Below are 10,617 nucleotides of genomic sequence, written 5' to 3' on the forward strand. Positions count from 1 at the left end.
CGCCCCGCCGCGCCCGCGCCCCCCCGCCCCCGGGGGGGGGGTGTGTGGGGGGCGCCGCGCCCGCGGGGGGGTCGCCGCGCGACTGGTTCGACGCGGGCCGGCTCGCGGACAACATGGACGCGTTCGCGCGCGGGCACGACGGGCTGGCGCCGATCGTGGTCGTGCCCGACCAGCTCGGCGCGGAGACGGCGAACCCGATGTGCCTGGACTCGGACCTCGGGCGGGTGGAGACCTACCTGACCCGCGAGGTGCCCGCGTGGATCAGGCAGCGGCTGACGGTGGACGACCGCCGCGACGCCTGGACCGTCGCGGGCCTGTCCCAGGGCGGCACGTGCGCCCTGCAGTTCGCCGTGCGCGCGCCGGACGTGTACGGGAACTTCATCGACCTGTCCGGCCAGCGCGAACCCACGCTGGGCACGCGCGAGGAGACGGTCAAGGCCGCGTTCGGCGGCGACGAGGCGGCGTTCACCCGCGTCAACCCGATGGACGTCCTGGCCCGCGAGCGGTTCCCGCGCACCGCGGGCGTGATCGTCGCGGGCGCCGGCGACGCGACCTACCGCCAAGGGGACGCCGAGGTGTTCGACGCGTGCCGCCGGGCCGGCATGGACGTGCGGTGGCGGGAGCTGCCGGGCGGGCACGACTGGACCGTCTGGCGACCGGGCCTCTACGACTCCCTGCCGTGGCTGGCCGAGCGGACGGGGCTGAGCAGGTGACCGCGCGACCGCACGACGCGACGGCCGTCCCCGCCGGGCCGACCGCACTCGTCCGCGCCGTGCGCCGGGCCGGCCGGCTGGTCGGCCGCCTGGTCCGGACCGCGCCCCTGACGTGCGCCGCCCTCGTCGCGTTCTGGGGCGTCGGCGTGGCGACCGGCGCGCCGGACCACCCGAACGACGAGCTGATCGCCCGCATCGGCTTCGGCACGGACAGCCCGCTGTGGACCGCGTTCTCCTCGGCGCTGTGGGCGATGGACCTGACGGGCTACCTGGCGACCACCGCGTTGCTGCTCGTCTTCGGCACGCTCGCCGAACGCGAACTCGGGGCCGCGCGCACCGCGCTGATCTTCCTCGCCTCCCACCTGGTCGGCGTGTTCCTCGGCTCCGGGGTGGTGCTGCTGGGCAGCGACATGGGCTGGTCGTGGCTCGACTCGCTGGTGGGGTCGGTCGCGGCCGGGCCGTCGTTCGGCGGGGTGGGCCTCGCGCTGGCGCTGACGTTCCGGATGCCGGTGCTGTGGCGTCGTCGCGTCCGGCTCATCACCGGCCTGTCGGTGCTGGTGCTCGCCCTGTACTCGGGGTGGCTGGAGGACCTGCTGCGGCTGTCCGCCGGCGTGATCGGGCTGCTCGTCGGCCTGGTGTTCCTGCGTGGCGACGCCGCCCGCGAGCCCCGGACGACGGCCGAGACGCGAGTCCTCGTCGCGCTCCTGGTCGCCGCGTCGGCGCTCGGGCCGGTCGTGGTGCTGATGTCGCCGTCCCCCAACGGCCCGCTGTCGTGGTACTCCGACGTGGTCGCCGTCGCGCAGCCGGCGCAGGAGGACGTGGACGTGGTGTGCGGCTCGGGCGCGGTCGAGTTGTGCCGGACGATGGTGATCCAGATGTCCTACGGGCGGCTCCCGGCACTGGTGATGTCGCTGCTGCCGGCCATGCTGCTGCTCGTGCTCGCGGAGGGGCTGCGGCGCGGGCGGAGGTTCGCGTGGTGGTCGGCGCTGGTGTGCAACGTGGGGCACGCGGCGTTCATCGGCTGGTACGTCGTGGGCGCCGCGCAGATCCCGGACATCGGCGGGTTGGAGGTCGTGTTCTCCTACGGCGTCCCGATCCTGGGGCCGCTGGCCATCACCCTCGTGCTGCTGGTGACGCGGAAGCGGTTCACCGTGACGCTGCCCCGGGCCGTGATCCGGAGGTTCTGGCGGTTCACGCTCGGCTGCGTCGGGTCGCTGTCGGCGCTGTACGTCTTCGGCGGGTACCTGGTGCGCGACCAGTTCGTGCCCGAACCGGGGTTCGCGCAGCTCCTCGCGGACCTGCCCAAGCGCTTCCTGCCGCCCGGCTACCTGCTCGGGCTGGTCCCGCTGGAGTTCGAGGCGGACGGGTTCGCCGGCTCGCTGCTGTTCGAGTACACGGGCGTCGTGTTCTGGCTGATCGTGCTGGTGGGCCTGCTGATGGCGTCGTGGCGGGCGTGGCCGTCGTCGTCGGAGGAGCGCGCGGCCCGCGCCCGGGAGCTGATGCGGCGGCACGGCGGTTCGTCGCTGTCGTACATGACGACGTGGCCCGGCAACCAGTACTGGTTCACCCCGGACGGCGAGACCGCGATCGCCTACCGGGTGGTGGCGACGATCGCGCTGACCGTCGGCGACCCGATCGGGCCGGCGCGGATCGAGGCCGTGCGCGGGTTCGCCGAGTTCTGCCAGGAGAACGGTTGGACGCCGTGCCTGTACAGCGTGGGCGCCGACACGAGGGCGATGGCGGAGAGCCTGGGCTGGTCGGCGGTGCAGGTCGCCGAGGACACCGTGATCGAGCTGGGCACGCTCGCCTTCACCGGCAAGAAGTGGCAGGACGTGCGCACCGCCCTGAACAAGGCCGCCAAGGCCGGCATCACCGCCGAGTGGTGCGCCTACGCGGACGCGCCGTACGCCATCACCGACCAGATCCGCTCCATCTCGGCGGAGTGGGTGGCGGACAAGGGCCTGCCGGAGATGGGCTTCACCCTCGGCGGCATCGAGCAGCTCACCGGCGACGGCGTGCGCTGCCTGCTCGCGATCGACCGCGACCGCACCGTGCACGGCATCACCAGCTGGCTGCCGGTGTACGCGGGCGGCGAGGTCGTCGGCTACACCCTCGACTTCATGCGTCGCCGCGCCAACGGCTTCCGCGGCTCCATGGAGTTCCTGATCGCCTCGGCGGCCCTGGCGCTCAAGGCCGAGGGCGTGCGGTTCCTCAGCCTCTCCGGCGCGCCGCTCGCCCGCCTGGACCGCGGCGAACGCCCGCGCGCGCTGCAACGGGTGCTCGACCTCACCGGGCAGGTCCTGGAGCCGGTCTACGGGTTCCGCTCGCTGTTCGCGTTCAAGGCGAAGTTCCAGCCGACCTACCGGCCGATGTTCATGGCCTACCCCGACTCGGCGGCGCTGCCGCGCATCGCGAACGCGGTCAGCCGCGCCTACCTGCCCCACCTCAACGTCCGGCAGGGCGTCCGCCTCGCCACCAGGATGATCACCCGCTCGTGACCCCTCCGCCGGCCCGGCGACCGCGCCGGGTCCGTCATCCGCGTGGTCGGGACGCGCCCGCCGGGCGCGGGATGTTGCGCAGGTTGGTCCGCGCGAGCTGGAGCATGCGGCCGACCCCGCCGTCGAGGACGATCCGGGTCGTGGCGAGCGCGAACCCCTTCACCTGCTCGCCGGTGACGCGCGGGGGCATCGACAGCGCGTTCGGGTCGGTCACGAGGTCGAGCAGCGCGGGACCGGGGTGGGCGAGCACGTCCTGGAGCCCCGCGCGGACGTCGTTCGGCTGCTCCACCCGCAGCGCGTAGATGCCCGCGGCCTGGGCGATCGCGGCGTAGTCGACGGGCGCGTGGTCGGTGCCGTAGTCCGGCAGCCCGTCGACCAGCATCTCCAGCTTCACCATGCCGAGCGAGGAGTTGTTGAAGGTGATGATCTTCACGGGCAGCCGGTGCAGCGCGACCGTCAACAGCTCGCCCATCAGCATGCCGAGGCCGCCGTCGCCGGACATCGCGATCACCTGCCGGCCGGGGTGGGCGAGCTGCGCGCCGATGGCGTGCGGCAGGGCGTTGGCCATGCTGCCGTGGACGAACGAGCCGATCACGCGCCGGCGGCCGTTGGGCATGACGTACCGGGCGGCCCAGACGTTGCACATCCCGGTGTCCACGGTGAACACGGCGTCGTCGTCGGCGACCTCGTCCAGCACGCGCGCGGCGTACTCGGGGTGGATCGGCAGGTGGTGCTCGATGTCGTGGGTGTAGGCGTCCACGACCTGTTCGAGCGACTGGGCGTGGCGCTGGAGCATGCGGTCGAGGAACGACCGGTCGGTCTTCTCCGCCACCAGCGGCAGCACCGCCCGCAGCGTCGCGGCGACGTCGCCGTGGACGCCCAGCTCCAGCGGCGTGCGCCTGCCCAACCGCGAGGCGTCGTGGTCCACCTGGACGGTGCGGGAGCCCGGCAGGAAGCCGTCGTACGGGAAGTCGGTGCCCAGCAGGAGCAGCAGGTCGGCCTCGTGCGTGGCCTGGTAGCACGCGCCGTACCCGAGCAGGCCGCTCATGCCCACGTCGTACGGGTTGTCGTACTGGATCCACTCCTTGCCGCGCAGCGAGTGGCCGATCGGGCTCTTGAGCCGGTCGGCGAGCCGCATCACCTCGGCGTGCGCGCCCCGCGTCCCGGCCCCGCAGAACAACGTCACGGTCCGGGCCGCGTCGAGCCGTTCGGCGAGTGCGCGGACCTGGTCGTCGGGCGGCACGACGGCCCCGGCGGTCACCGCGGGGGCGCCGTCCCCGGTCGGGTGGACGGCCCGCTCGCGCAGGACGTCACCCGGCGCCACGAGCACCGCGACCCCGCCCCGGCCGAGCGCGTGGCGCATCGCGACGCGCACCAGCCTGGGCATCTGCGCGGGCTGGGTGACCATCTCGCAGAAGTGGCTGCAGTCGACGAACAGCCGTTCGGGGTGCGTCTCCTGGAAGAAGCCGGTGCCGATCTGCCCGGAGTCGATGTGCGAGGCGATGGCGAGCACCGGCGCGCCGCTGCGGTGGGCGTCGTACAGGCCCTGGAGCAGGTGCGTGTTGCCGGGGCCGCAGCTGCCCGCGCACACCGCGAGCCGGCCCGTCACCTGCGCCTCGGCGGCGGCCGCGAACGCGCCCGCCTCCTCGTTGCGCACGTGCACCCACTCGATGCCGTCGGTGCGCCGGATCGCGTCCACCACCGGGTTGAGGCTGTCGCCGACCACCCCGTACACGTGTTCGACCCCGGCCTGCCGGAGGACGTCGATCAACTGCCGGGCCAGGGTCGGGGCCACCATCGCCAGCTCCCATCCGCGTTCGGGCGAACCAGGGCCAGGCTCCCACCGGACCCGGCCGGGCGCAGCGCGACCGCGTCACGCGGAGGACCGCCGGGCACGCCGGCGGCGGAGCAGGAGATAGCCCACGAGGACGACCGCGATCAGGACGAGCGGCCCGTACGCGAGGTAGCGGCCCACCGCGGTGAGCGAGGCGGAGAACCCGTAGCCGAGCAGCACGCAGCCCGCGCCCCAGACCACCGCCCCGGTAAGGTTCCACGGCAGGAAGGTGCGCAGGTACGGCATGCGGGCCATGCCCGCCATGGTCGGGGTGAGCGCCCGCAGGACGGCGGTGAACCGGCCGAGCAGCACCGCCCTGCCGCCCTGCCAGCGCAGGAACTCGTCGGCCCGCCGCCAGCGGTGCTCGCCGACCCGGCGGCCGGGCCCTGACGCGCGCAGCCCGGGGCCGAACCGGCGACCCACCTCGTACCCGACGCTGTCACCGAGTGCCGCCGCCCCGACCGCCACGACCACCATCACCCACAGCTCGATCCAGCCCTGGTGCGCCGCGAACCCGGCCACCAGCAACGCCGCCTCGCCGGGCAGCACCAACCCGACCATGATCGCCGCCTCGGCAAACGCGAGCCCGCCCGCGACGAGGTAGAACCAGGCTCCGGCCTGCTCGCCGATCCGGCGCAGCGTCTCGAGCACCGCGCGCACCCTTCCGTCGACCGGACCACCTCGCGGGGTCCGATTCTCGTCCACACCGCCCACCACCGCACCGCGACCACCACCCCGTTCACGGTTCGGCGTCCGGAGGGCGACGGCGTATACGCCAACACTATAACTTCAGTGTTGACTGAAATAAGCAGACGTCCGTCGCGGGTCGGGAAGCCCCGATGGCAACTGCGCTCTCAAGAGTTCGAGACGCCGCCACGCGTGAAGTCGGTCATCGGGACGCCGCCGGTCGCGCCCGGGCCCACGCGGAGCACGCGGTCCAGGTTGGCGGACAGCAGGTCGTCGTGGGACAGGGCGAAGTCGCCGTTGGGGATGCGGCCGTAGTCGTACCGCACGCCCAGCACCGCGTCGGGCAGGAACGCGCGCAGCTTGTGCCGCGTGGTGGGGGAGTAGTCGACCGGTGAGCCCTGGTCGCTGCCGAACAGCAGCCAGTGGTCCGGGCGGACCCAGTCGTCCGCCCTGGGCGCGTCACCGGTGTGGCTGTCGAGCGCGGGCAGGACCAGCACGTCCGGGTTGGTCGGCCGGTACCACAGCAGCAGCGGTTTCGCGCGCAGCGCCTCCGCGTTGTCGAAGCAGCACAGGGCGATCGTGTGGCCGGGGAACACGTCGGCGTAGAACTCGAACAGCTCGCGGCGCAGGCGGGGGCGCTGGTGCGGCGGCACGCGGTCCAGCGCGGCGGGGATGCGGGTCGGGTCGGCGGCCAGCACGACGGTGTAGACGTCGTGCTCGAACACCTCGACGCCGCTTCCCATGGTCGCCGGTCCGCCGGCGGCCGCGGCCGCGGGGCGCACGGCGTCGACCATGCGCGTCAGCACGTCGCCGTCGCGCCCCACCGGGATGAAGTGCCCGGCGGTCAGCCCGGTCGCCGGCAGGTGCAGCACCATCGAGTTCGGGCCGGGCGCGAGGTTCACCGCCGTGTTCTGGTACCCCGGCACCTGGATGCGGCCGTGGTCGGGGTGGTCGCAACGGCCCGCGTACAGCACGGTGCCGCTGAAGTCGGCGTGATCGCTCGAGACGCACACCCGGCCGACTCCAACCACCCGACGGCAGGGTAACGGGGCCGTCACGGAAGGCGATGGAGGGAGTGGGCGCCCGGCGGCGTCCGCGGTCGCGGGGATCGGGGGCGTCATGATCGTCGTCAACGGGGAAGAACGCGCCGTCGCGTCCCTGCTCGCGCTGCTCGGCGACGCGGCGGGGTTGGCGCTCGACGGCGGCGACCCGGTCACGGCGACCCGCGCGGACGGCGAGCCGAGGTCGCCGAGGCTGCGTGCCGCGCTGGAGGAGATGGCCGCCGAGCCGCGGCGCACGGCGCGGGTCGCGGTGAGCGGGCAGCGCAACGTCCACTTCGGGATCTTCGGGTCGAGCCAGCGGCTCAACGTGGTCAACCTCCTGGGTGTGGAGGAGGACGTGCCGGGGCTGGGCGTCGTGATCGCGATCCACGAGGTGTGGGAGAACTACCGGGCCTGGCGGTCCGACGGGCGGCTCGGCGAGTACGGGCCCGCGCACGCCGCCGCGCTGGAGCTGGAGGCCCCGGTGGGCCACGAGCTGATCGGCGGGGCCGGTGGCCGGGTCGCCGCGGCGAGCACGGGCACCTGGCGCGCCCCCGCCTACGTGCTGGACCTGCAGGACCGGTTCGTCGTGCTCGACGCCCGCCCGGACGTCGAAGTCGCCGCGCACGGCCTGTTCCGCGCCTCGGTGCGCGACCGCGTCCCGTGCGGCACGGTCGACATCGACGGCGCGTTCCCGGTCGGTCGGCGGGTCGGGCAGGACGTCGTCCGGGACGCCGCCGAGCTGCTCCGCGAGAACCCCGCGGCGACGGCACGGGTCACCGCCCTGCACACCGACGGCGAACCCGCCGACACGTCCCGGCAACGCGCCGAGGCCGTGCGCAACGCCCTCGTCGTGGCCCTGGACGAGGACGGGTACGCCGAAGGGTCGGGCATCCTGCTGGACGAGGTCCGCGCCAAGGGCGTCGGCGCCGACCTCGGCGCACGCCGGTCCTGGGTCGACCCCGGGCGCGTCCGCAACGCGACGCCCGGGATCCGGGTCGCCGTGGCCACCCCCGCCTCCGCCGGCTGACCCCCTGGGGCGACGGCCAAACACCGAGACGGCGCGGCACAGCGCGCAGCCGGCCTCGCACGAAGTCACCGAGCGCTGCCCCGGCCGTCCCGGTTCCCGAACCTTCGGCTGGCCGTGCCGGCGGCGGAGCTGGGAGCGTGGAAACCGGTCTTCACCAGCGGGCGAGAGTGAAGTGGCCCCGGACCTCACGATCGAGTGGCACCGACACCCACGAGTGGAGTGGAATAGCGCATGCTGACGTTGGGCATCAGCGGACACTTCGACCTGTTACCGACGTTGTACCGGAGCTACATGCACGACGCCGCCGCCTGCCTGGTGGCCGACGGCGAACTCGTCGCCGCGGTCGAGGAGGAGCGGTTCAACCGGATCAAGAAGACCAACCGGTTCCCGACCGACGCCGTGCGGGCCTGCCTGGACCTGGCCGGCGTGCGACCGCAGGACGTGGACGCCGTCGGCTACTACTTCAACCAGGACCTGCTCGACCTCGGCCTGCGGAACTTCCAGGTCTCGTCGCCGACGTACCCGGTCAGCTCCGGCCGCGACCTCCTCCTGGACCGGCTGCGCACCCGGTTCGACTGGGACCTGCCCGCGGACCGGGTGGTGTTCATGCCGCACCACCTCGCGCACGCGTGGTCGTCGTTCGCCCGCTCGGGCATGGCGGACGCCCTGGTCGTCGTCATGGACGGCCGCGGCGAGGACGTCTCCACCACGATCTTCGCGGCCGGCGGCGGCGAGATGCGCGAGCTGCGGTCCTACCCGGTGCCGCACTCGCTCGGCCTGCTCTACCAGGACGCGATCGGCCACGTCGGCTACGGCTTCGGCGACGAGTACAAGGTCATGGGACTGGCGCCCTACGGCGACCCGGCGACCTACCGCGAGCAGTTCCGCAGTTTGTACGCGCTGCTGCCCGACGGCGACTACGAGCTGATCCCCGGCATGCCGGACATCAACCCGACCGTGGGCCCGTTCTACGAGATCGGGTTCCCGACCCGGATCGCCGGCGAACCGGTGACCCAGGAGCACAAGGACTTCGCCGCCGGCCTCCAGGAGATGCTGGAGACGATCGCCATGCACGTGATCACGCACTGGGCCCGCCGGACCGGCGCGACCAGGCTGTGCTTCACCGGCGGCGTCGCGCACAACAGCAGCCTCAACGGGCTGATCCTCCGTTCCGGCCTGTTCGAAGAGGTCTTCGTGCACCCGTCGGCCAACGACGCGGGCTCGGCGGAGGGCGCGGCCATCGTCGCCGCGCAACGCCTCGGCACGCCGCACACCCGGGTCGAGCGGCTGCGCAGCGCGAGCCTGGGCCCGGACCTCGGCACGCCCGAGGAGGTCGAACGGCAGTTGACGGCGTGGAGCGGGATCGTGGACGTCGAGCGGCCCGCCGACATCGTCGACGCGACCGCGCGGCTCCTCGCGGACGGCGCGGTCGTCGGCTGGGCGCACGGCCGGTCCGAGTTCGGGCCGCGCGCGCTGGGCAACCGCAGCATCCTGGCCGACGCCCGCCCGGTGGAGAACCGGGACCGGATCAACGCCATGGTGAAGAAGCGGGAGGGCTTCCGACCGTTCGCGCCCGCCGTCACGCCGGCCGACGCGGCGACGTACTTCGACCTCACCGGGACCGCCGCCGAACACGGGTTCATGTCGTTCGTGGTGCACGTGCACGAGGACCGGCGGGCCGAGCTGGGCGCGGTGACGCACGTGGACGGCACCGCGCGGGTCCAGGTCGTCTCGCCCGACGCCAACCCGAGGTTCCACCGGCTGATCACCCGGTTCGGCGAACTCACGGGCACGCCGGTGCTGCTCAACACGTCGTTCAACAACAACGCCGAGCCGATCGTGCAGACCGTGCACGACGCGGTGACCTGCTTCCTGACCACCGAGATCGACGTGCTGGTGGTCGAGGACTTCCTGGTCCGGCGGCGGGAACCGGTGCTCGGGGCACTGGACGACCTGGTGCCGGCGTTCCGGCCGGACACCCGGCTGCGGAAGGACTGGCGACCCGGCGACGAGGTGAGCGGCGAGATCTACCTGGACTTCTCGTTCGGCCCGTCCACCACCGTCTCGCCGGAGGTGTTCGAGCTGCTGGCCGCCGTGGACGGCAAGTCCACGATCGCCTCGCTGGCCGGCGAGCTGACCGACGAGGCCCGCGCCGAGGTCCTGTCCCTGTGGCAGCGGCGGTTCTTCAGCCTCGCGCCCGAGCGCTGACCCGCGACCGCCTCACGGGACCCGCCAGTACGTTTCCGCGACCACTTCGAGCACCCGGCCGCCGGGGGACTGCGCCCCCGGCACGGGCAACGCCTCGGTCAGCTCGACACCGCCGGGGAACCGGGACAGCAGCCGGGGCAGGGTGCGCAGGTGCAGGGCGTTGCCGAGGTCGACGTACTGCGGCTTGGCCGGGATCAGCCGGCGTTCGAGGAAGTCGGCGGGCAGGGACGCGGCGCCGGCGTCCACGAACACGTGCTCCGGCAGCCCGTGCCGGGCGCGCAACCGGGCCACCGCGGGCGCGACCGCCTCCTCCGCGCCCAGCTCCGGGGCCGCCGGGAAGTCCCACGAGCGCCGCGCCAGCACCACGTCGCGGTAGCGCAGCCCTCCGCGCCGCACCACCCCGCCGTCGGTCTCGCTCGACCGCAGCGCCTCCAGACCGACCCAGCCGCACGCGAGGTCGGTGTGCAGCGGGATGTACCGGTCCGGCAGCATCAGCGGCAACAGCAACCCGAGGTAGACCACGTCCAGCGGCTCGTCGCCGTGCAGCACCCTGACCTCGTCGGTGCGCGGGTCGTGCCGGACCCGGAGTTCGTCCACGGGCAGGTCG

8 protein-coding genes are annotated in these 10,617 nt (G+C 73.5%); 4 read left to right on the plus strand and 4 right to left on the minus strand.

Annotated elements, in window-relative coordinates; all coding sequences use genetic code 11:
• Positions 1-44 precede the first annotated feature (44 nt).
• Together ACFXGA_RS21110 and ACFXGA_RS21115 are read left to right on the plus strand one after the other, a co-directional pair.
• Complete coding sequence (locus ACFXGA_RS21110; RefSeq protein ID WP_378090365.1) at positions 45-713, plus strand: alpha/beta hydrolase; 669 nt, start codon at positions 45-47, stop codon at positions 711-713.
• Positions 710-3,211 (plus strand): bifunctional lysylphosphatidylglycerol flippase/synthetase MprF, encoded by a 2,502-nt coding sequence (locus tag ACFXGA_RS21115; RefSeq protein ID WP_378090367.1) that lies wholly within the window; start codon positions 710-712, stop codon positions 3,209-3,211. The genes ACFXGA_RS21110 and ACFXGA_RS21115 overlap by 4 nt, the downstream gene beginning before the upstream one ends.
• 34 nt (positions 3,212-3,245) lie before the next feature.
• Here ACFXGA_RS21115 and ACFXGA_RS21120 read toward each other — a convergent pair whose 3' ends face one another.
• The 3 genes from ACFXGA_RS21120 to ACFXGA_RS21130 form a co-directional block, all read right to left on the minus strand.
• Complete coding sequence (locus ACFXGA_RS21120; RefSeq protein WP_378090369.1) at positions 3,246-5,009, minus strand: pyruvate dehydrogenase; 1,764 nt, start codon at positions 5,007-5,009, stop codon at positions 3,246-3,248.
• 75 nt (positions 5,010-5,084) lie between these two features.
• Positions 5,085-5,696, minus strand: a complete 612-nt coding sequence (locus ACFXGA_RS21125) for a DedA family protein (RefSeq protein ID WP_378090370.1) — start codon at positions 5,694-5,696, stop codon at positions 5,085-5,087.
• Between the two features lie 203 nt (positions 5,697-5,899).
• A complete protein-coding gene (locus tag ACFXGA_RS21130) occupies positions 5,900-6,763 on the minus strand; it encodes a hypothetical protein (RefSeq protein ID WP_378090372.1) in 864 nt (287 codons plus the stop codon).
• An 88-nt stretch (positions 6,764-6,851) separates the two neighbouring features.
• On the opposite strand from ACFXGA_RS21130, the gene ACFXGA_RS21135 reads away from it, so the two are divergent.
• Positions 6,852-7,802 carry a hypothetical protein gene (locus ACFXGA_RS21135; RefSeq protein ID WP_378090374.1) on the plus strand — a complete coding sequence of 317 codons (951 nt, stop codon included), beginning with the start codon at positions 6,852-6,854 and terminating at the stop codon, positions 7,800-7,802.
• 231 nt (positions 7,803-8,033) lie between these two features.
• Positions 8,034-10,010, plus strand: a complete 1,977-nt coding sequence (locus tag ACFXGA_RS21140) for a carbamoyltransferase (protein ID WP_378090376.1) — start codon at positions 8,034-8,036, stop codon at positions 10,008-10,010.
• 12 nt (positions 10,011-10,022) lie between these two features.
• Here the strand turns inward: ACFXGA_RS21140 and ACFXGA_RS21145 are convergent.
• The coding region (locus tag ACFXGA_RS21145; RefSeq protein ID WP_378090378.1) for a hypothetical protein at positions 10,023-10,617 on the minus strand (595 nt) is incomplete at its 5' end.

The sequence above is a fragment of the Actinosynnema sp. NPDC059335 genome, from assembly GCF_042752395.1.
Lineage (GTDB): Bacteria > Actinomycetota > Actinomycetes > Mycobacteriales > Pseudonocardiaceae > Actinosynnema.